Raw genomic sequence first — 20160 nt, 5'->3', positions numbered from 1 at the left:
CCTTCCTCAGCGGATCGTGCTCGTCACCTGATCGGCGACCGCCTGGTTGATCGACACGCCGTAGTCGTTCTGAAGACGGTTGACCATCTGGTCGAGCATGTCGTCGCCGGCAGCTTCCGCCAGTCGCTGCAGTGCCTGATCATCGACTCCGGCTTCGACCGGCACCTGCTGCGTGCCGGTCACCGTGATGAGCAACCGGCTCGCACCGTCGGCGCCGAGCGCCGTGGTGACCAGACCAACCGGACCGGCGAATATGGCCGAGACGGCTTCCGGGCCAAAGAGGGCATCTTCGCCGTTGCGGCGCAGACCCTGCTTCGTCTCGACGGCAATGCCGAGGTCTTCCGCGACGGCTGCGAGCGTCTCGCCACCCTCGACCCGGGCTTTCAGCTCCGTAGCGCGGGCTTCAAGCGCTTCGCTCTGCTGCTGCGCCGTCCAGTCGGTGACCACCTGCTCGCGAACCTCATCAAGCGTGCGGTCGCGCTCCGGAATCGCCTCTTTGACTTCGAACCAGACATAACCGTTGTTGCCGAGCGTGACCGGCAGCGGCTGCGCACCCACCTCGGTGCGGAAGACGTCGGTCAGAAGCGTTTCGGCGGCCGGCAGGGTCGAGATCCTGTCACCCTGCTGATCGGTGCCGGAGGCATCGACCGTTACTGTTGCGACGTCGAGGTTCAGTTCCTGTGCGGCTTCCTCAAGAGTCGCACCGGTGGCACGAATCTCTTCGAAGCGGTCATGGGCATTCATCACGTCCTGGGACGCAGCGGAAAGCGCCATCTGTTCGCGGATTTCTCCTGCGACCTCCTCGAACGACCTGGTGGTTTCCGAGGTGATGTTCGTGACGCGCAGGATGACCGGGCCAAAGGCGCCGTCGATGACGTTGGTGGTGCCGCCTTCGGTGGACACTGCAAAAGCGGCCTCTGCGAGTGCAGGGTCCGGCATGTTCTCGCGGCTGAAGTCACCCAGGAGCACATCGCTTGCGGTCTTGCCCTGATCGGCAACCAACTGGTCGAACGTCCGGCTGTTGTCGCGCAACTGCTCGGCAGCGGCCTCGGACATTTCACGGTTCGGATAGGTCAGCTGTTCGATCGTGCGTGTGCCGCGGGTGGTAAAGCTGTCTCTCCGGCGCTCATACTCCGCGCGCGCTTCTTCCGCCGTGATGGAGGAGGCGTCAGCCAGATCGGACGGCTCGAGCGTTACATAGGTGAAGGTGCGGTAATCGGGTGCACGGTAGCGGGCCTTGACGCCCTCGAACCAGGCAGCGAGCACATCGTCGGTGGGCGTCTTCACCGGGTCGATGTTGGCGTTCGACAGAAGCAGGTAATCGACGCTGCGGGTTTCGTCGCGGTACTGCTTCAGCGCGTCGAGCATGACCTGCGGCGGCTGGAAGCCATCCGAGACTGCCTCAACGACCTGGCTGCGGACCGCGACCTTGCTGCGCTCCATGATGTAATCGTCTTCGCGCAAGCCGGCATTGTTGAGTCGCGATGTGAAGAGGTTGCGGTCGAACTGTCCGTTGCTGCCCTGGAATGCCGGGTCTTCTGCGATCAGCATCGCCAGGCGGTCCTGCGAGAGACCCAGTCCCATGTCATCCGACAGTTGATCGAGCGCGGCGCCGGCGGCGAGCTGCGAATAGACCTGCTGGTCGATCCCGAAGGCACGCACCTGGTCCGGCGTCAGCTGCATGCCGAACTGGCGGCTGATTCCCGCAACCTGGCGCTGATAGGCAATGGCGAATTCCTGCGTCGAGACCTCCTGATCGCCGACCGTCATGACGGTGATGGCATCGGTGGCGACGAGCGAGGTGGAAATACCCCAGACGGCAAAGGATGCGACCAAGAGCAGAAGAAGAGCCTTGGCGACCCAGGTGCGGGAAGCATTTCGGAGGGAATTGAGCATTGCCTACATACCTTACAAGATGTCCGTCCGCCGGTTCGGGCGGTATGATCGACTGTCTCTAGAACAATCCATGGCAGAATTGAAGGCGTGCGAATGCAAAAGCAGGTGAGGGGCAGTTTGACAGAACACGGGCGAATTCAGCTGATACGCCGGATCAGCGAAGCGGCATCGGCCGGCGCCCGCATTTTGGCATCATTGTCAAAATACACGTAGACGTCGCGGCCCGCAGGTCGTGCTGCTGTCGAAGCCAGCACCCGCTTTGCCTGGCTGGGATCCTCGCCACGCGCCCAACCTCTCACCAGCGCGGCCCATTCGTCCAGCGCAGGGTCGTCGTACCCGCTGACGTAAAGCTCTTCCGCCCCGTGCAGACGGCAATAGACGAAGTCGGCAGTGATATCCATCAGCAGCGGCCATTCCACCGTATCTGCAACAACAAGGGCAGCGCCATAGTGGCGCAGCATCTCGATGAATTGCGCGCAGGCAAAGCTCTCGTGCCGGATCTCGAAGGCGTTTCGCAGAGGACGGATGGCATCCGCGTCGGTCGCGGATCGGCCGTCGAGCCGCCCGTCGTGCTTGCCAGCGAGAGCTGCGGCTTCCCCCGTGTCCTTCGGCAGGAGTTTGAGAAAGTTCTCAAATCGCGCCGCGTCGAACCGCATCCGCGGGGGAAACTGCCAGAGGATAGGACCAAGTTTGTGGCGAAGGTTCAGCAGACCGGACGCAAGATAGTTGGCAAGCGGGATCTCGACATCCCGTAGGCGCTTCATGTGGGTGATGTAACGGGGTCCCTTGACGGCAAACACGAAATCATCCGGTGTCGCTTCCCGCCAAGTGTCGAAGTCCTGCGGCATCTGCAGCCGGTAGAAGGTACCGTTTATCTCAATACTCGGAAAGCTCGACGCGGCATGAGCAAGCTCCCGCTTCTGAGGTAGGCCTTTGGGGTAGAAGACGCCCCGCCAGGGCTTGTAGGTCCAGCCGGAGATGCCGATGCGAATGGTACCGGCGATGCTCATCGCGCCATTCCTCTCGATCGGCCGGCGAAGCCAAGCTGCTGGCCTTCGGGTTATTGAGGATCAAACGGCGCGTGTTCAGCCTGGTTCCCGCGGGCTACTTGGTGAAGATGAAGAAGGCGCCGAGGGCGATGAAGGCAAAGCCGACACCCTGTTTCCAATGGAAGGCCTCGCCAAGGTAGAAGACCGAGAAGAGCACGAAAACCGAAAGCGTGATGATTTCCTGGATGGTCTTCAATTGTGCGGCATTGAAATAGCCGTAGCCGATGCGGTTGGCGGGGACCTGAAAGCAGTATTCGAAGAAGGCGATTCCCCAACTGACAAGGATCACCAGGTAAAGCGGTTCCGCCTTGAACTTCAGATGTCCGTACCAGGCAAAGGTCATGAAGACATTCGACAGGACAAGAAGACCGATGGTGATGAAGGGGACGGCAGATGTGAACATGGCAAAGGATCCGCTGATGCTGCGCCCAGCGCAACCATGTTCCGGCGAGTCGGGCAAGAGGCGAGGTCGTTCCGCCGCTTTTCGGGCGTACCGAAGGCCCCGGTTCTGACGTTGGCGGCCTTCTCGGCACCTGCTAGGAGGGCGGATCAGGATGCAGACGATCGGTGAGCCCAGGGGGTGACCGACCGCGAATGGATGCCGCCGTGAATAAAATCTCTTCCCATGTGCCGCCGGTTGACGGCTCTCGGTCGCCCCGATCGAACCCGGGCGGCGGCTCAAGACGTCTGCTGCTGGGTGCTAGTCTTGTCCTGATTGCGTTCAATCTGCGGCCGCTCTTTTCCAGTGCTTCGGCGCTCCTGCCCGAGATTCGCTCGGAACTGGGGCTGGGCGCCGTCGGTGCAGGCCTTCTGACGACGCTGCCGGTCGTCTGCCTCGGCGCCTTTTCGCCGCTTGCGCCGCGTCTTGCCCAGCGGCTGGGAACAGAGCGGACCCTGCTGGCCGTGGCGCTGATGCTGGCGATCGGGACGGCCGTGCGCGGCGTGCCGTCGCTGACTTTACTCTTCCTCGGCACCGCGATAGCCGGCGCCTCCATCGCTGTCGGCAATGTGCTGCTGCCCGGCCTGGTGAAGCGGGACTTCCCGGACCGGACGGCGCTGATGACCGGCCTCTATACGATGGCACTGTGCGGCGGCGCGGCAGGGGCTGCCGGGCTGACGCTGCCGATCTCGCATGCGCTCAACGATTCGCTCAGCGCGGCCCTCGCCGTCTGGGCGCTGCCGCCAGCCATCGCCGCATTGATCTGGTTGCCGCAGGTCTTGATGGCGAAGACCGTCACCAAGGCTGGCAGGGTCCGGGTTCGGGGGCTTTGGACGGACCGGCTCGCCTGGCAGGTGACACTGTTCATGGGCCTTCAGTCGGCCTTGGCTTACTGTGTCTTCGGCTGGCTCGTGCCAATCCTGCGCGAACGGGGCCTGGACGGCGTTGCTGCGGGCGGAATCGTCTCAGTCTCAGTGATGGTGCAGGCGGCGGCCTGCCTGGTAGTGCCCCATATTGCGGTGCGGGGCAGGGATCAGCGCGTCATCAACGCGGTGCTTTGCCTGTTTTCGGTGGGCGCACTTCTCGGCCTGCTCTTCGCGCCGCTGTCGACGGTCTGGATCTGGGCCGTGCTGCAGGGGATCGGGCAGGGCGGATTGATTGCGGCGGCCATGACCACCATCGTGCTCCGGTCGCCGGATCCGCTGATTGCCTCGCATCTGTCGGGCATGGCGCAATGCGTCGGCTACCTGCTGGCCTCGATCGGGCCGCTGATCGTTGGCCTCATCCGCGGTTGGACCGGCAGTTTTGCGGCTTGCGGGTTGCTCTTCTTGACGCTCGGTCTTGGAGCAGCGTGGTGTGGCTGGCGGGCCGGCCGCGCCGCCCACGTGCAGGTAGAGACGGTCAGCGCAGAAGCCGGCTGACCTATCCGTGCAGCGTTTCCCGGTGACGCTGTAGACGCTGGCCATAGGCCTGGCTGATGCGGTCGAAGATGATGGCGATGCCGACGATCGCCAGGCCGTTGAAGAGCCCCAGCGTGAAATACTGGTTCGAGATTGCCCGCAGCACCGGCTGCCCAAGCCCCTGGACGCCGATCATCGAGGCGATCACCACCATGGCAAGCGCCATCATGATCGTCTGGTTGATGCCGGCCATGATCGTCGGGAGGGCGAGCGGCATCTGCACGTTGCGGAGCTTCTGCCAGCTGGAGGAGCCGAAAGCATCGGCAGCCTCCAGCACATCCCTGTCCACAAGACGGATGCCCAGATTGGTGAGCCGGATCATCGGCGGAAGCGCATAGATTACCACGGCGATCAATCCCGGCACCTTGCCGATGCCGAGCAGCATGACCACCGGGATCAGATAGACGAAGCTCGGCATGGTCTGCATCACGTCGAGCACAGGGTTGACCATGCTCTGCAGCCGGTCGGAACGGGACATGGCGATGCCGATGGGGATGCCGACGAGGATCGAGATCACGGTGCAGACGAAAATCATCGAGACCGTCTTCATCGTGTCTTCCCACATGTCGAAGTAGCCGATCAGCAGGAGGGTCGCGATGCAGCCGGCAACGATCTTCCAGTTGCGGCTGGCAAACCAGGCGATGGCGCCGATCAGCAGGATGATCAACGGCCACGGCGTCCGCGTCAGGAACCGCTCGGACTCGATCAGGAAGAACTGCAGCGGATCGAAGAAGGATTCGATCCCGTCGCCGTAGGCACGGGTGAAAGCGCGAAATCCCTCGTCGATCGTCTTCTTGAGGCCCCGCAGCATGTCATCGTCCATATGCGGAAAGCTCGACAGCCACTCCATAGAGACATCTCCGGAAGTTAGAGGAACGCGCTCGGTCGAGCCAAGGGCGGTGGCGCGTCGGCGGTCTGCACGGGACAGACTGCCGACGCCGTTAACTGCGGATTACAGCGCAGCCTTTACCTTTTCCGCGACCTCCGGGGACACCCAGGTGGTCCAGAGGTCCTCGTTTTCCTGCAGGAAGTGCCGGGCACCGTCCTCGCCGGTGGCCTGATTGTCCGTCATCCACGCCATCAGGGCGTTGACCGTGGCATTGCTCCAGGCCCGCTTGTTCAGATAGTCCATGACATCTGGACCAGCACGCTCGGCAAAGCCCGTCGTCAGCATCGTCTGGACCGTGTCTTTCGGCCAGTCGTTGGTCTTGGGGTCGGGGCAGTCCGCCACGGTGTTGCAGCGCTTCCACTCCGCCTCGTCATAGGGAACGCCGTGGCCAAGCTTGACCATTTCGTACTTGCCGAGAAGAGCGGTCGGCGCCCAGTAATACCCGGCCCAGCCATTGCGGCCTTCGTATGCCTTGGCGATGGAGCCATCGAGACCTGCAGCGGAGCCGGTGTCCACAAGGGTAAAGCCTGCGTCTTCGGCTCCGTAAGCCTTGTAGAGCTGAGCAGTTGCGACGGTGCCGCCCCAGCCGGCAGGTCCGTTGTGGATCGCACCCTTGCTGGCATCCTCCGGATCGGGGAAGAGTTTCGGGTGCTTCAGCACGTCCTGGATCGTCTTGATGTCCGGGTTGGCGTCGGCAATGTATTTGGGGATCCACCAGCCTTGGACGGCGCCGTCGGACAGGGCGACGGCAGCTCCGACGAGCTTTCCTTCCGAAACGCCGCGTCCGACCACTTCCGGAAGCAGATCAACCCAGCCTTCCGGTGCGAGATCCGGTTCGCCCTTTTCAACCATGGACGTGAGGGTGGGGACGGTATCCCCGACAATGATTTCGGCATTGCAGCCGAAGCCTTCGTTGAGGATGAGCTGGTCAAGTGCGGCGAGAACCTCGGCGCTCTGCCAGTTCATGCTGGCGATGGTGACGTCGCCGCATTCGGCGGCAGCAATGCTTGCCCCCGTGAGCGAGAGGCCGAAGGCGAGGCAGGTGGAGGCAAGCAATCTGTTCATTTATGGCGTTCCCCTGGTTGATGTCCGCAGCCGGGCGGACGGTTGCCGGCGTTTCCTCCACGCCGGTCGATATCGGATGCAAGGGATCTTCTGCCCCCTCTCATCCCACTGGAGTTTTGCAGGCTTGTAGGGCTGCACCGTCCCATTTGCGCCGGGCGCTTTGGCATTTCCGCCAAACAACGCTGCCAATCGATCCGGCGCAGCTGGAAAATTCCGGCGTGACGATCTCCCCTTATCGGACAGGTGATCCATATGATCTCTGGAGGCATAGAGCTATGACAGCACCGGTCATGCCGGGGGTCCAGTTACGGAGGGTTCATCCATGCACATCCTGAGGAAAACCGCGGGCGTCGCGCTGGCAATTGCCATGTCTGCCGGTGCCGCCAGCGCACAGGTGGTCGTCTCGTCAAAGATCGACACTGAAGGTGGCGTTCTGGGAAATATCATCCTGGCGGTCCTGAATGCCAACGGCATCGAGACGACCGACCGCATCCAGCTTGGCGCCACGCCTGTGGTGCGTGCCGCCATCACCGCCGACGAGATCGACATCTATCCGGAGTACACCGGCAATGCGGCCTTCTTCTTCGAGAAGGCGGACGATCCGGCCTGGAAGAATGCCGCCGAAGCCTACCAGCAGGCAAAGACGCTCGATTACGACGCCAACAAAATTGTCTGGCTGACGCCTTCGCCCGCCAACAACACCTGGGCAATCGCTGTTCGCGGCGATCTTGCCCAGGAGAACAGCCTGAGCACACTCACCGACTTCGGGAAATATGTGTCCGAGGGCGGCGACGTGGTGCTGGCTGCATCGTCGGAATTCGTCAACTCCGCCGCGGCCCTTCCGGCCTTCCAGACGACTTATGGCTTCACCCTGACGCCGGAGCAGCTGATCACCCTCTCGGGCGGCGATACCGCGGCCACCATTGCCGCCGCGGCCAATCAGACGAATGGCGCCAATGCCGCCATGGTTTATGGCACCGACGGCGGCATTGCACCGTCCAATCTCGTGGTGCTTGAGGACGACAAGGGCGTGCAGCCGGTCTACCAGCCCGCACCGATCATCCGCGAAGAGGTTCTGCAGCAGCATCCAGAGATCGAGACCCTGCTGCAGCCAGTCTTCGAGAAACTCGATCTCCAGACGCTTCAGGAGCTGAACGGTCGTGTCCAGGTCGGCGGCGAACCCGCCAAGGTGGTCGCCGAGCAGTTCCTGACCGAGAACGGCTTCCTCAAGTAGTTGTCCAGTGGTTTCGCCGGTGCCAACATGTCGGAATCGGCGAAACCGCACTGAGGGATGCCCGTGACCTTTCGCATCGATAAGCTCGGCGTCCTGATCGTCGTCCTTGCCATCTACGGCGTGCTGTCTCCTTTCGCTACGCTTAAGGCAAACCGAATCGTCCCAGGAGAGGGGTTCGACATCCTCGAAGCCCTGCCTGGCGGCCCTGGACGGCTGCTGCTGTTGGTCGTCGTGGGCGGGGCAGCAATAGCGCTGCTGCGCCGGGAAGCCCTGTGGCGGCTGCTGTCGGCGTCCGTCGTGCTGGCTGCGCTGTTTGCCTGCGTCGGCCTTGCCGCAGCCTATCTGACGCCGGCCGACAACAGCTATGCGCGAGTTTCGCCGGCCTCCGGCTTCTGGATTCTGCTTTTCACGTTCTCCCTGCTGGCGACGGACGGCATCAGCCGGATGAACCCGCGCCCGCACGTGCGTCTCCTCTTTCTCGCCCTGGCCATCGGGATCATCTCGGTCATCCTGCTGTCGGGCCTCTGGACCGATCTCTCGGTGATGAAGGAATATGCCGCGCGCGCCGACGTGTTCTGGAGGGAAGCGTCGCGGCATCTGTTGCTGGCGCTCGGCTCCCTGCTTGCCGCCGCGATCGTCGGCCTACCGATCGGCATCGGCTGCGAGCGGGTTCCCGCGATCCGGTCCGCCGTGCTCAACACGCTGAACCTGATCCAGACCATACCCTCGATCGCCCTCTTCGGGATCATGATCGCGCCGCTCGGCTGGATTGCCGCGTATGTGCCCGGCGCCTATGCAATCGGCGTGCGTGGCATCGGAGTGGCGCCGGCGTTCGTGGCACTGTTTCTCTACTCGCTCCTGCCGATCGTCGCCAATACCGTCGCAGGTCTCTCCGGCGTGCCGCGGCAGGCGCGCGAGGCGGCGCGGGGTCTCGGGATGACGTCGGCGCAGCGGCTGATCAGGGTAGAGTTTCCGCTCGCCCTGCCGGTGATCCTGACCGGCATCCGCATCGTGCTGGTGCAGAACATCGGTCTGGCGACCATCGCGGCCCTGATCGGCGGCGGCGGATTCGGGACCTTCGTCTTTCAGGGGCTCGGTCAGACGGCGACGGACCTCGTGCTGCTCGGGGCGCTGCCGACCGTGGCGCTGGCCTTCGCGTCGGCCGTGGTACTCGACGCATTGATCGATATGAATGCCGTCGCCCCGGCCAGAAAGGATAGCCGGTGATCGAGATCGACCATGTGTCCAAGATCTATGACGGCAAAACTGTCGTCGACGACATCTCGCTGACGATCGAGCCGCATACGATCGCCGTCATCGTCGGCACCTCCGGATCGGGCAAGACAACGCTTCTGCGCATGATCAACCGGCTCGTGGAGCTCGACGCCGGCATGATTCGGCTTGACCGAGAGGACAACCGGACGATCCCGGGGTACGAACTGCGCCGCCGCATAGGCTACGCCATCCAGGGACACGGTCTCTTTCCGCATCGGACGGTGGCGGAGAACATCGCCACCGTTCCGCGCCTGAACGGCTGGGACCGGCGCAGGACGACGGAGAAGGTGAGGGAGCTTCTCTCGCTCTTCCAGCTTGACCCGGACGCGTTTGGACCCCGCTATCCCCATGAGCTTTCGGGCGGCGAGCAACAGCGCGTCGGGGTGGCCAGGGCGCTTGCCGCCGAGCCCAACGTTCTGCTGATGGACGAGCCCTTCGGTGCACTCGACCCGATCATCCGCGCCAAGGCGCAGGACGATCTGCTGGCGATCCAGAAGCATTTCGGCACCACGATCATCCTCGTCACCCACGACATGAACGAGGCCTTTCATCTCGCCGACAAGATCGCGGTCATGGACGGTGGACGCCTGCTGCAGTTCGGCCCGCCGGACGACCTGGTGCGTCGGCCGGCCACCGGCTTCGTCGAAGCCATGGTCGGCGCTGGCGACCGGCCGTTCCGCTTGCTGTCGATGCGCCGTGTCGGCGACGCAGTCGAGCCGGGCGAGGCCAATGGCGCGGCACTGGCGGCATCGATGAACCAGCAGGATGCGCTGGCGGACCTGATGTGGTCGGGCCGACCGGCGGCCCCCGTGGTTTCCGCCGACGGCAAGACGGCTGGGCGCGTGACCATGGACGCTCTGCTGAAGCGTGCCAGAGGCGCGCCATGAGCAGGGTTCTCCCCGCCCTCCTGCGCGCGCTTCTGCTCGTCCTTCTCGTGACGTTCCTGCTGGCGCCCGAGACCTTCGAGCCGCTGCTGCGGCCGCTGGTGCAGCAGAACGCGCCGGTGATCTATGCTCAGGGCAATCTGATGTCGCTGACCCTGCAACACCTGGCCACGGTTTTTGCGGCGACACTGGCGGCAACCATTGTTGCGGTCAGCCTGGCAGTGCTGGTCAGCCGCCCGATCGGTGCGGAATTCCTGCCGCTGTCGCGCAGCCTCGTCAACATCGGCCAGACCTTTCCGCCCGTCGCCGTTCTGGCGCTGGCCGTGCCGGTGGTCGGTTTCGGGGAGAAGCCGACGCTGATTGCGCTCTTCCTCTACGGACTGCTGCCGATCTTCGAGAACACGCTGACAGGCCTGACAAACCTGCCGCGGCCCGTTGTCGAGGCGGCGCGCGGCACCGGCATGACGGGCTGGCAGCGGCTGGTGAAGATCGAGCTGCCGCTGGCCATGCCGGTGATCCTGGCCGGCATCCGTCTCTCCGTCGTCATCAGCCTGGCGACCGCCACCATCGGCTCGACGGTCGCGGCGCGGACGCTCGGTGAGGTTATCATTGCCGGGCTGCAGTCCAACAACCTCGCCTATGTGGTGCAGGGCGGCCTGATCGTCGGGGCGCTGGCGGTGCTGATCTACGACGGTTTTTCGGCCATCGAGCGGCGGCTGGCGGTTCGATCCTGAATTGGTAACGCCCGGTCCCGCTGCCTGTCTCGCCGCAAAGCAACCTTCCGCGAAGTCTCCCGTTGTGAGGTCGAACAGACCGGAGGAACACGATGTTCATCAAATTGCTCACAACAACTGCCCTGACCCTAGTGCTCGCCACTGCCGCCCTTTCGCAGACCACAGGCGGCACCAACCTGCCGGGCGTCACCGTTCCCGATGCTGCGACGACCACGACCGGCACGGCTGTCACGGCGACGCCAGGCTCTGCGGCTGGCGCAGAGGCAGCGACCGGATCACGCGCCGCATCGTCTAACTGCGGTGCCGACACGTCGATGCAAAGCACGGGAAGCACCGGGGCGGAGATCGGCACCACCGTGGTGGGCACCGGATCGGCCAACGCAGACGCTTGTTGAACTCGGCGGAGGCGACGCGATCGTGGCGGAACCTCGGAACTTAAAGTGCAGTCTGGTTGGCTGAGGATGGCGGAAGAGGTGGGATTCGAACCCACGGTACGGTTTCCCGCACGCCGGTTTTCAAGACCGGTTCCTTAAACCACTCGGACACTCTTCCATGTGATTGACAGGTCGTGCTTTCCCTTGGCAGGGAGGCCTGAAAACGGTGTTTGTTGCCGCTTTGCTACCCAATCATTCAACCGCTCGCTTTTTAGCAGCTTTGATTGCCGCGTCAACGTGGTCCGCAGCGCTTGCCTCATCGGAATGAGCGAGGCAGAGATTAAGGGTGGTTCCGCAGGCGCTCTGGCTCGACCGTGCGCTCGGCGCCGGCGACATGAGGCCTGGTTTCAGAACTTGTACCGAACGCCAAGGACATTCGCGTTCGAGCCTCCTTGCATGTCGCCGAGTGTTCCCCAGGCGCCCGAGCGATGGTGGAGCCGCCAAAAGATCTCCGTGTTCGGGAGCGTCTCAGCCGAGAAACTGAGTTCCGGTCCGAGGTAAAAGAGGGTCCGAGCATTGCCATCCCGCTCTTGCTCGTGATCGCGCTCGCGACCTTTCTGGCTATTGCTCACATGGCTTATCCCGAACGTAAAGGAGGGGGCCAACCGGACAGGACCCAGCTGGAATCCGTCGTGGCGCCCGACAACGCCTCCCCAGATCTCACCGCTCGTGTTCGGACCAAACCTCCCTGCGATGCCCGCTTCCAGCCCGAGGCTGAATTGCTCCAGGCGGAATGGAAAAACTTGGTATCCGACGCCAAGCAGCGCATTGTCCTCGTAGTCCGCGCCGAAGACGTTTGCAGCATTGTGCATGTTTTCGTCGACCATCACGCCGCCGAAGAACATCACTGACTGAGGCTGATCATAAGGGCTAGCCCATCCGCTCGCCGTGTCTAAATGCAGAAACGCCATGGCCGCCACAGCGATTTTCAGGACGATTTTCATAAGGCTCTCCGTCCATAGGCTCCGCAGTAGCGGCTTGCGTATGCACATTGCAACATATAACGGCCTCCCTTCCAGGCAAGGCCCTTACCGGCATCCGAAGCTCATTGGCTTCGACAAGGCAATCGACCAGGCTGCCTGGTCAAGGTGCTGTCGCCACTGCAGCGTCAACCGGAGGGGATAGAATCACTCTTGCGCGGCTGGAGCCACACGTGGGTCTGCCGTCGGTCGCTAGCGTGGCTCGTTCCAGAGGTTGAGGTAGGTCGGGTCGAATTCGGCCAGGGTCTGAAGCCGGTCCCAGTCGAGAATCGTGATGGTCTGATTGTTCCAGGAGATGACGTTCTCCTGTCGAAGCGTCTGGATGACACGGTTGATGTGCACGAGGGAAAGGCCCATCACATCAGCCATCTCTCCCTGCGACAGCGGAAAATGAAAACTCCGGCCGTCAGCGCGATCGACTGCCTGCAGCCGGACGTAGAGTTCGCAAAGAATGTGGGCAAGGTGGGACGACTTCGAGCGCCGCCCCATGGCAACGATCCAGGACCGGTGGATGGATCCGGTGATCAGGGTATCAAGCCACAGCAAGCGGGTCAGATGCGGGACCTGTTCCGTGATGCCCATGAGACCGGCGTGATCGACCAGCACCACCGTGCAGGGCGAGAGTGCGGAAATGCCGTGATCCATGGTCTTCAGCAGGAAGGCATGCAGGTCGACGAAGTCGCCCGGCACGTGCAAGGCGGTGATCTGGCGTGCACCATCGCGCGTCAGCTTGTAGCGGCCGGCAAATCCATCGATGAGCAGGGTGCTGTAGGTCGGCCGCGAGCCGTCGGAGACAATGTCCTCGCCTTTCGCAAACCGGCGCTCGCGGATCACGGTGTCGCGCAACAGGGCTTTATAGCTTTCCGGCAGGACGTCGCGGTGTTCGAGGTTTCTGATTAGTGTTTCGATCATCTGGTCTCCCCCTCGATTGCCTCAGGGAACGAATTTCTGAAGCTCACTGTGAACAGAGCAAGGCTTGAAGCATAACGTGAGGCCCATTGGTATGAAAAATGCTGTGGTCATAGCTGCCTCGCTGCCTTCAGCTTCCACCATCGCGAATGCAGCATGCATGCTCCAGCGAACGGTGGATACGCATCAGCCCATTAGTTCTTGGTTAACCATGCTGCGGCAAACCGCAGATTGTCCCCAGAAATCATTCGCATTTTCGCCATGTTCGAACCAAAGAGTGGCTCTGTTGCATCATTGTCTCCCGTACTGCCTGTGCCGGAAGTGTGCAACAGCTGCACCAATGGGATGTCTGCAGAGAAGACTTGAGGGGCTTACGGTTTGAAATTCAGCAGCGGCGCGCTTTCGCTCTCGGCGAAATGGCTAGGGATCACGTTGGTCGGATTGAGCGTTGCATCCTGTGCGACGACAGAGCCACCAACGAAGAAAACCCGCAGCAAGGAATATTTTTCCGAGAAGGAGTACGGCGTCAAGGCGAGCCCTCGAGTTACGCCGGAGGGACGGGCCGTTCCGAAGGGCGGCGGCCGGTTCATGGTCGGCAAACCGTATAATGTCAGAGGAAAGACTTACGTACCAAAGGAGGATCCGTCCTACAACAAGAGCGGACTTGCCTCCTGGTACGGCTCTGCATTTCACGGACGGCTGACCGCCAATGGCGAGGTCTACGACAAGGAGCACCTGTCGGCTGCCCATCCGACGTTTCCGCTGCCGAGCTATGCCCGCGTGACGAATGTCGAAACAGGCTCCTCCGTCATCGTGCGCGTCAACGACCGCGGCCCCTTCCACGCCGGCCGCATCATCGACGTCTCGTCCAAGGCTGCAGAACTTCTCGACATGAAGCGGGCCGGCACCGGCAAGGTCAATGTCGAGTATGTCGGGCGAGCCCGCATGGACGGGCACGACATGCCCTATCTGATGGCCTCCTATTCCCGCAAGGGCGATCGCCTGCCGTCCCTCTATCCGGAAGGGCAGATCGCGACAGGGGTCATGGTCGCCTCGAACGAACCGCTCGGCGATCAACTGCAAAGCTACGCAGCACCTGTTCCTGTGCCGATGGCCCTTAGCGGCCCGACCCCCAGCGGGCCTGTCGCCACGACCACCACCGCCTTTGACGGCTTCGCGGGCACGGTCGAGTTTGCCGTCCTTCCAGAGTTGGGTCCCATGCCTGCCGAACGACCCAATTACGGTCTTGCTGCCAATGGCGGCAACCTGGCCGCGGCCTATACGGTCGAGCCGGTATCGACGGTCGATCTGGTGTTCGACGCGGTGCTGGTGCGCAATGACGGCCTGACCGAGCAATCAATTCTGTCTTATGCGAAGCGCAGCACGGTTAAAAACCCGGTCGAGTGAGCGAAACGCAATTGCCCGTGTGCAGGCATCTTGCTACGCCTGTCGCCTCATGTGTGATGGGGCAATAATGCGGTTTCTCGTTCTTTCGGTCCTGGCACTTCTGCAGTGGCCGACACTCTTCCAACCGGTGCTGGCGCAGGAGCGTTCCGCGGCGATCGAGACCGTGGCCAGACAGCTCTACATGGTCGAGGCAAAAACGGGAACGGTGCTGCTTTCGGTCAACGAAAACCAGGCTTTCCCACCCGCGTCGCTGGCCAAGCTGATGACGGTGGAAGTAGTCCTCAGCGCGCTGGAGCGCGGAGAAATTACCGAGCAGACAGAGTTTCCCGTCACGGAATATGCCTGGCGCAACGGTGGTGCGCCCTCCGGGACCACCACCATGTTTGCCGCCCTTAATTCGCAGGTGCCAGTCATCGATCTCATTCGGGGTGTCGTGATCCAGAACGCCAATGACGGATGCATCATTCTGGCAGAGGGCATAAGTGGATCGGAGGCGCAATTTGCAGACCGGATGACGGCACGGGCCAAAGATTTGGGTCTCGTCCGCTCCACCTTCGGGAACGCCACCGGCCTGCCGGAAGCACAGAGCTTCACCACGGCTCGCGACCTCGTGGAGCTCTCCCGTCATATCTACCGGACCTATCCGCAATATTATGCGCTCTACGCACAGCCGGATTTCGAGTGGAACAAGATATTCCAGCGCAACAAGAACCCGCTGCTGTCGCTCGGCATCGGCGTCGATGGGCTGGGCGCCGGCTACGCCGAAGGTGCCGGTTACGCCGCGGTCGCATCCGTCGAGCGTAGCGGGACGAGGCTCTTTCTGGCGCTCGGTGGACTGGAAAGCGACAGGGAGCGGCTGGACGAGGCACGCCGCCTGCTGGAATGGGGGCTCTCGGCCTTCGAGACCAAGGTTCTTTTTCAGGCCGGTGAGGTTATCGGACAGGCGAGCGTCTATGGCGGCCAAGCCCGCTACATCGACCTGGTAGCGAAGGAGCCGATCGACATCTATGTGCCGACGGACAATCCGGAGCGGCTGACGGGCCGCATAGTCTACAAATGGCCCTTGCGGGCACCGGTGGCGGAAGGGCAGGGGGTGGGCTCGCTGCGCATCTTCTCCGGCGAGCGGCTGGTCCGGGAGGTCGAACTCTACACCTCCCAGCCGGTCGCCACGGGAAGCCTGAGTTCGCGTGCCACGGACGCATTGCTCGAACTGATGTTCTTCTGGCTTTGAACGGATCGCGGTTTCGCAAGCCGACGACATGCGGTAAACAGCGCGGGAGTTTCGGCATCGCCAAAAGGCGAACGGCAAACGTGCCGGAAGAATGAAGAGCGCATCGGTTTGGCAAGACGATCAGGTTTGTTTGTGACGTTTGAAGGCGGCGAAGGAGCGGGCAAATCCACACAGATTCGCCTTCTCGCCGAGAACCTGCGGCGGCGTGGTCGGGATGTGCTGGTGACCCGCGAACCCGGCGGCTCGCCGGGTGCGGAGGCCGTCCGGCATGTGCTGCTGTCCGGGGCTGCCGAGGAATTCGGGGTCCGCATGGAGGCAATCCTGTTTGCCGCAGCCCGCAACGATCATGTGGAAGAGGTAATCCGACCCGCGCTCGACAGGGGTGCCGTCGTCCTCTGCGACCGATTCATGGATTCCTCGCGCGTTTACCAAGGGGTCACCGGCAATCTTGAACCGGATTTTCTCGAGGCCCTGCAGCGCATTGCCATAGACGGACTTCAGCCGGACTGCACCGTGATCCTCGACCTTCCCGCCGAAAAGGGCCTGGCTCGGGCCCGCAGGCGCGGCGGTTCGGGTGCGCCTGACCGGTTCGAGCGCGAAGAACTGCAGACCCACGAGAAGCGTCGCGAGGCCTATCTGGAGATCGCCGCGGCCGATCCCGAACGCTGCCGGGTGGTGGATGCCGACCGGGCGGAGGAGGAGATCGCCGCAGAGATTCTGGCGATCGTCGCTCCGCTGGTGGACGAACTGTCGGGAACACCTGCTGCCGGCCTGGAAGCCGTCGAATGAGCGAGGAAGCCCACGAAGTCCTGGACGGGGCGATACCGCCTGCTCGCAATCCGAACCTCTTCGGTCATCAGGCCGCGGAAGCGTTCCTGGCCCGCAGCTACCAGTCCGGCAAGGGCCACCACGCGATCCTGATCGAAGGGCCGGAGGGGATCGGCAAGTCGACTTTGGCCTTCCGCTTCGCCAATCATGTTCTGACGCATCCAGACCCTGCCACAGCGCCGGATCACATGGTGGCGCCCGATCTCGATGCGCCTGTGACGCGACAGCTTGCGTCGGGCGCATCGCACAACCTGCTGCATCTGACGCGGCCGGTCGACGCGAAGTCCGGAAAGCTGAAAACGGCCATCACCGTCGATGAGGTGCGCCGCGCCGGACACTTCTTCGCCCAGACGTCAGGGACCGGCAACTGGCGCATCGTGATCATCGATCCCGCCGACGATCTCAATCGCAATGCAGCCAATGCCATCCTCAAGATCCTTGAGGAGCCGCCGCGGCGATCGCTGTTCCTGGTGCTGTCGCATGCACCGGGAAAACTGCTTCCGACCATCCGGTCCCGTTGCCTGCCGCTGCGGCTGTCTCCGCTCAGTGACACTGATCTCACCAGCGCGATGGCGGCACTCGGCCTGCCGCTCGAAGGGGGGCGGACCGCGGAGACGGTGCTCGCCATGTCAAAGGGAAGCGTGTCGCAGGCACTGAAACTCCTGAACTACGGCGGCACGGAGATCGTCACCGCCTTCACCGATCTCCTGGCCGCCGAGGGGGCAACGGCCCGAAAGGCGATGCACCGCCTGGCGGACGTGCTGTCGGCCAAGGACAGCGACGTGATCTTCGGCTTTTTCCTGCAGCACCTGGGCGAACACCTGGTGGACAGGGCGCGCGCCGCGGCATTTGCCGGCGATATCGGCTGGGCCGATCGCTACGCCCGGTTGGCCACGGATATCGACGAGAAGATCACCATCTCCCAGGCCTACAACCTCGACCGTAAGCAGACGATCCTGTCGATCCTCGAGGCTGCCCACCGCTGATCGGTCCGGGGACGGGTGGCGGTACGGTGCAGTGCGGCGAAGTTTGGGTTTCGCTGCTGCGAAACATGCGCTAAGAGCCTGACGACAATCATTAGTGCTCGAGTGAAACGATGCCGGACAAGACACCCTACTTTATCACCACCGCGATCTCCTATCCCAATGGCAAGCCGCATATCGGGCATGCCTACGAGTTGATCGCGACGGATGCGATGGCGCGCTTCCAGCGCCTGGACGGCAGGGATGTGTTCTTCCTGACGGGTACGGACGAGCATGGCCAGAAGATGCAGCAGACGGCGCGTGCTGAAGGAATCGAGCCTGCCGCGCTGGCGGAAAGGAACTCCAGCGAATTCCGTGAGATGGCACGCCTGCTGAATGCCTCCAACGACGACTTCATCCGCACCACTGAACCACGGCACCACGACGCCTGCCGCGCGATCTGGAACCGGATGGCCGACAATGGCGACATCTACAAGGACAGCTATGCCGGCTGGTATTCCGTGCGCGACGAAGCCTACTACCAGGAAGGCGAGACCGAGGTCCGCGAGGGTGTTCGTCTTGGCCCGCAGGGAACGCCGGTGGAGTGGGTGGAGGAGGAGAGCTACTTCTTCAAGCTGTCCAGCTATCAGGACAAGCTGCTGCAGTACTACGAAGACCATCCGGACTTCATCGGACCGGCGGAACGCCGCAACGAGGTGATCTCCTTCGTCAAGTCCGGCCTGAAGGATCTTTCGATCTCACGGACGACCTTCGACTGGGGCATCCCGGTGCCCAATGATCCGGCGCACGTCATGTATGTCTGGGTCGACGCCCTGACCAACTATATCACCGCCACCGGCTACCTGGAGGACCCGCATGGTCCTCGGGCGAAATACTGGCCGGCGGATGCGCACATCATCGGCAAGGACATCATCCGTTTCCATGCGGTCTACTGGCCGGCTTTCCTGATGTCGGCGGGCTTGCCGCTTCCCAAGCGCGTCTACGCGCACGGCTTCCTGCTCAACAAGGGCGAGAAGATGTCGAAGTCACTCGGCAATGTCGTCGATCCGGTCAACCTGGTGAACCACTTCGGGCTCGATCAGGTGCGCTACTTCTTCATGCGCGAAGTCTCCTTCGGCCAGGACGGCAGCTATAGCGAAGAGGCCATCGGCACCCGCATCAATGCCGATCTCGCCAACGGCATCGGCAACCTCGCCAGCCGATCGCTGTCGATGATCGTCAAGAACTGCGACGGCAAGATTCCGCAGCCCGGCACGCTGATCGAGGAAGACACGGCAATGCTGGCCACTGCCGATGCCATGATCGGTGCTTGCCGCGAGGACATGAGCAAGCAGCTCGTGCATCGGGCCGTTGCAACAATCATTGCCGTCGTATCCGAGACTGATCGCTATTTTGCAGGCCAGGCACCCTGGGCGCTGAAGAAAACGGACCCTGAGCGCATGGGCACGGTTCTCTATGTGACAGCGGAAGTGGTGCGCCAGATCGCCATACTGCTGCAGCCCTTCGTGCCGGACTCGGCTGCCAAGCTGCTCGATCTAGTCGCAGCCCCAGCCGACAAGCGCGATTTCGCAGCGCTGGGGGAGGTGGATCGCCTCGTGCCGGGGACACTGCTCTCGGCACCGACGCCCGTCTTCCCGCGCTATGTCGCTCCCGAGGTCACAGACTGAACAGAAGCAAACCATGCTGATCGATACGCACTGCCATCTGGATTTTCCCGATTTTGCCGAAGAGCGCGACGAACTGATCGCGCGCGCCCATGCAGCCGGCGTGCAGCAGATGGTGACGATCTCGACGCGGGTGCGCAAACTCGAGAACCTGCTGGCGCTGAGCGACCGCTACCCCTCGGTGTTCTGCTCCGTCGGGACGCACCCGAACAATGCCGGCGAAGAGCTGGACATCACCGCCGACGAGCTGGTGCGGCTGGCTGAGAGCCACGAGAAGATCGTCGCGATCGGCGAGGCGGGACTCGATTATTTCTACGACACCCAGAAGCCCGAAGACCAGCAGACAGGCTTTCGCCGGCACATCGAGGCGGCGCGCCGGACAAAACTGCCGCTCGTCATCCACAGCCGCAGCGCCGACGAGGACATGGCGGCGATCCTGACGGAGGAAACAGGGAAGGGGGCTTTCCCCTTCATCCTGCACTGTTTCTCGGCCGGCCAGGCGCTGGCGGACACCGGTGTCGCGCTCGGCGGCTTTATTTCCTTTTCGGGCATCCTGACCTTCCCGAAGTCCGGGGAGCTGCGCGACATCGCCAAAACGATCCCGCACGACAGGCTGCTTGTCGAAACGGACGCACCCTATCTGGCGCCGAAAACTTGGCGGGGCAAGCGCAACGAGCCGTCCTATGTGGTCAACACGGCCGAAATCCTGGCGGAGACGCTGGGCGTGGAGTTCGAGGAGATGGCGCGGATCACCACCGAGAACGCCTTGCGGGTCTTCTCCAAGATGCCCAGGGTCTGA

The 20160-nt window shown here is 62.7% G+C and carries 19 protein-coding genes and 1 tRNA gene; 12 read left to right on the top strand and 8 right to left on the bottom strand.

Annotated elements, in window-relative coordinates:
* Window positions 1–6: 6 nt before the first annotated feature.
* From M1E10_RS17440 to M1E10_RS17430, 3 genes are all read right to left on the bottom strand, one after another.
* Window positions 7–1896, bottom strand: coding sequence for a peptidylprolyl isomerase (locus M1E10_RS17440; RefSeq protein WP_499174073.1), 1890 nt, complete (start codon window positions 1894–1896; stop codon window positions 7–9).
* 137 nt (window positions 1897–2033) lie between these two features.
* Complete coding sequence (locus tag M1E10_RS17435) at window positions 2034–2906, bottom strand: DUF72 domain-containing protein (RefSeq protein ID WP_499174072.1); 873 nt, start codon at window positions 2904–2906, stop codon at window positions 2034–2036.
* 94 nt (window positions 2907–3000) lie between these two features.
* Complete coding sequence (locus tag M1E10_RS17430) at window positions 3001–3348, bottom strand: DMT family protein (protein ID WP_499174071.1); 348 nt, start codon at window positions 3346–3348, stop codon at window positions 3001–3003.
* A 191-nt stretch (window positions 3349–3539) separates the two neighbouring features.
* On the opposite strand from M1E10_RS17430, the gene M1E10_RS17425 reads away from it, so the two are divergent.
* The gene (locus tag M1E10_RS17425; RefSeq protein WP_499174070.1) at window positions 3540–4805 is read left to right on the top strand and encodes a CynX/NimT family MFS transporter; all 1266 of its coding nucleotides are present in this window, start codon (window positions 3540–3542) and stop codon (window positions 4803–4805) included.
* Window position 4806: 1 nt separating this feature from the next.
* On the opposite strand, the gene M1E10_RS17420 is transcribed toward M1E10_RS17425, so the two are convergent.
* Entirely contained in the window at window positions 4807–5694 is an 888-nt protein-coding gene (locus M1E10_RS17420; RefSeq protein WP_499174069.1) for an ABC transporter permease, read from the bottom strand.
* 102 nt (window positions 5695–5796) lie between these two features.
* Complete coding sequence (locus M1E10_RS17415) at window positions 5797–6798, bottom strand: ABC transporter substrate-binding protein (protein ID WP_499174068.1); 1002 nt, start codon at window positions 6796–6798, stop codon at window positions 5797–5799.
* A 322-nt stretch (window positions 6799–7120) separates the two neighbouring features.
* Between M1E10_RS17415 and osmF the strand changes: the two genes are divergently transcribed.
* From osmF to M1E10_RS17390, 5 genes are all read left to right on the top strand, one after another.
* On the top strand, window positions 7121–8032 hold the full coding sequence (osmF, locus tag M1E10_RS17410; protein ID WP_499174067.1) for an ABC transporter substrate-binding protein: 912 nt from the start codon (window positions 7121–7123) through the stop codon (window positions 8030–8032).
* Between the two features lie 57 nt (window positions 8033–8089).
* Entirely contained in the window at window positions 8090–9259 is a 1170-nt protein-coding gene (locus tag M1E10_RS17405; protein WP_499174066.1) for an ABC transporter permease, read from the top strand.
* Window positions 9256–10194: an ABC transporter ATP-binding protein gene (locus M1E10_RS17400; RefSeq protein ID WP_499174065.1), complete on the top strand. Its 939-nt coding sequence runs from the start codon at window positions 9256–9258 to the stop codon at window positions 10192–10194. The genes M1E10_RS17405 and M1E10_RS17400 overlap by 4 nt, the downstream gene beginning before the upstream one ends.
* Entirely contained in the window at window positions 10191–10925 is a 735-nt protein-coding gene (locus M1E10_RS17395; protein WP_499174064.1) for an ABC transporter permease, read from the top strand. The genes M1E10_RS17400 and M1E10_RS17395 overlap by 4 nt, the downstream gene beginning before the upstream one ends.
* Before the next feature lie 92 nt (window positions 10926–11017).
* Window positions 11018–11320: a hypothetical protein gene (locus tag M1E10_RS17390; RefSeq protein ID WP_499174063.1), complete on the top strand. Its 303-nt coding sequence runs from the start codon at window positions 11018–11020 to the stop codon at window positions 11318–11320.
* 67 nt (window positions 11321–11387) lie between these two features.
* On the opposite strand, the gene M1E10_RS17385 is transcribed toward M1E10_RS17390, so the two are convergent.
* The 3 genes from M1E10_RS17385 to M1E10_RS17375 form a co-directional block, all read right to left on the bottom strand.
* Window positions 11388–11477, bottom strand: a tRNA-Ser gene (locus M1E10_RS17385).
* 229 nt (window positions 11478–11706) lie between these two features.
* Window positions 11707–12303 (bottom strand): hypothetical protein, encoded by a 597-nt coding sequence (locus M1E10_RS17380; protein ID WP_499174062.1) that lies wholly within the window; start codon window positions 12301–12303, stop codon window positions 11707–11709.
* Window positions 12304–12531: 228 nt separating this feature from the next.
* A complete protein-coding gene (locus M1E10_RS17375; RefSeq protein ID WP_499174061.1) occupies window positions 12532–13251 on the bottom strand; it encodes a Crp/Fnr family transcriptional regulator in 720 nt (239 codons plus the stop codon).
* Between the two features lie 375 nt (window positions 13252–13626).
* On the opposite strand from M1E10_RS17375, the gene M1E10_RS17370 reads away from it, so the two are divergent.
* From M1E10_RS17370 to M1E10_RS17345, 6 genes are all read left to right on the top strand, one after another.
* Complete coding sequence (locus tag M1E10_RS17370) at window positions 13627–14655, top strand: septal ring lytic transglycosylase RlpA family protein (RefSeq protein ID WP_499174060.1); 1029 nt, start codon at window positions 13627–13629, stop codon at window positions 14653–14655.
* A 67-nt stretch (window positions 14656–14722) separates the two neighbouring features.
* Window positions 14723–15886, top strand: a complete 1164-nt coding sequence (locus M1E10_RS17365; protein ID WP_499174059.1) for a D-alanyl-D-alanine carboxypeptidase family protein — start codon at window positions 14723–14725, stop codon at window positions 15884–15886.
* Between the two features lie 108 nt (window positions 15887–15994).
* Window positions 15995–16675 carry a dTMP kinase gene (gene tmk / locus M1E10_RS17360; protein WP_499174058.1) on the top strand — a complete coding sequence of 227 codons (681 nt, stop codon included), beginning with the start codon at window positions 15995–15997 and terminating at the stop codon, window positions 16673–16675.
* Window positions 16672–17700, top strand: a complete 1029-nt coding sequence (locus M1E10_RS17355; protein WP_499174057.1) for a DNA polymerase III subunit delta' — start codon at window positions 16672–16674, stop codon at window positions 17698–17700. Before tmk ends, M1E10_RS17355 begins: the two co-directional genes overlap by 4 nt.
* A gap of 110 nt (window positions 17701–17810) precedes the next feature.
* The gene (gene metG, locus M1E10_RS17350) at window positions 17811–19364 is read left to right on the top strand and encodes a methionine--tRNA ligase (protein ID WP_499174056.1); all 1554 of its coding nucleotides are present in this window, start codon (window positions 17811–17813) and stop codon (window positions 19362–19364) included.
* A 13-nt stretch (window positions 19365–19377) separates the two neighbouring features.
* A complete protein-coding gene (locus tag M1E10_RS17345) occupies window positions 19378–20160 on the top strand; it encodes a TatD family hydrolase (protein ID WP_499174055.1) in 783 nt (260 codons plus the stop codon).

The sequence above is a fragment of the Rhizobium sp. PK7-22 genome, assembly GCF_056530405.1.
Note: the sequence above shows the minus strand (reverse complement) of the source record. Positions and strands in the feature narration are given on the sequence as shown.

What these genes read in the sequence shown, in the direction of transcription:
- osmF (WP_499174067.1), top strand. Translation starts at nt 7,121, where the DNA reads ATGCACATCCTGAGGAAAACCGCGGGCGTCGCGCTGGCAATTGCCATG.
- M1E10_RS17440 (WP_499174073.1), bottom strand. Translation starts at nt 1,896, where the DNA reads ATGCTCAATTCCCTCCGAAATGCTTCCCGCACCTGGGTCGCCAAGGCT.
- M1E10_RS17345 (WP_499174055.1), top strand. Translation starts at nt 19,378, where the DNA reads ATGCTGATCGATACGCACTGCCATCTGGATTTTCCCGATTTTGCCGAA.
- M1E10_RS17420 (WP_499174069.1), bottom strand. Translation starts at nt 5,694, where the DNA reads ATGGAGTGGCTGTCGAGCTTTCCGCATATGGACGATGACATGCTGCGG.
- metG (WP_499174056.1), top strand. Translation starts at nt 17,811, where the DNA reads ATGCCGGACAAGACACCCTACTTTATCACCACCGCGATCTCCTATCCC.
- M1E10_RS17425 (WP_499174070.1), top strand. Translation starts at nt 3,540, where the DNA reads ATGGATGCCGCCGTGAATAAAATCTCTTCCCATGTGCCGCCGGTTGAC.
- M1E10_RS17415 (WP_499174068.1), bottom strand. Translation starts at nt 6,798, where the DNA reads ATGAACAGATTGCTTGCCTCCACCTGCCTCGCCTTCGGCCTCTCGCTC.
- M1E10_RS17395 (WP_499174064.1), top strand. Translation starts at nt 10,191, where the DNA reads ATGAGCAGGGTTCTCCCCGCCCTCCTGCGCGCGCTTCTGCTCGTCCTT.
- M1E10_RS17375 (WP_499174061.1), bottom strand. Translation starts at nt 13,251, where the DNA reads ATGATCGAAACACTAATCAGAAACCTCGAACACCGCGACGTCCTGCCG.
- M1E10_RS17380 (WP_499174062.1), bottom strand. Translation starts at nt 12,303, where the DNA reads ATGAAAATCGTCCTGAAAATCGCTGTGGCGGCCATGGCGTTTCTGCAT.
- M1E10_RS17355 (WP_499174057.1), top strand. Translation starts at nt 16,672, where the DNA reads ATGAGCGAGGAAGCCCACGAAGTCCTGGACGGGGCGATACCGCCTGCT.
- M1E10_RS17435 (WP_499174072.1), bottom strand. Translation starts at nt 2,906, where the DNA reads ATGAGCATCGCCGGTACCATTCGCATCGGCATCTCCGGCTGGACCTAC.
- M1E10_RS17390 (WP_499174063.1), top strand. Translation starts at nt 11,018, where the DNA reads ATGTTCATCAAATTGCTCACAACAACTGCCCTGACCCTAGTGCTCGCC.
- M1E10_RS17365 (WP_499174059.1), top strand. Translation starts at nt 14,723, where the DNA reads ATGCGGTTTCTCGTTCTTTCGGTCCTGGCACTTCTGCAGTGGCCGACA.
- M1E10_RS17405 (WP_499174066.1), top strand. Translation starts at nt 8,090, where the DNA reads ATGCCCGTGACCTTTCGCATCGATAAGCTCGGCGTCCTGATCGTCGTC.
- M1E10_RS17430 (WP_499174071.1), bottom strand. Translation starts at nt 3,348, where the DNA reads ATGTTCACATCTGCCGTCCCCTTCATCACCATCGGTCTTCTTGTCCTG.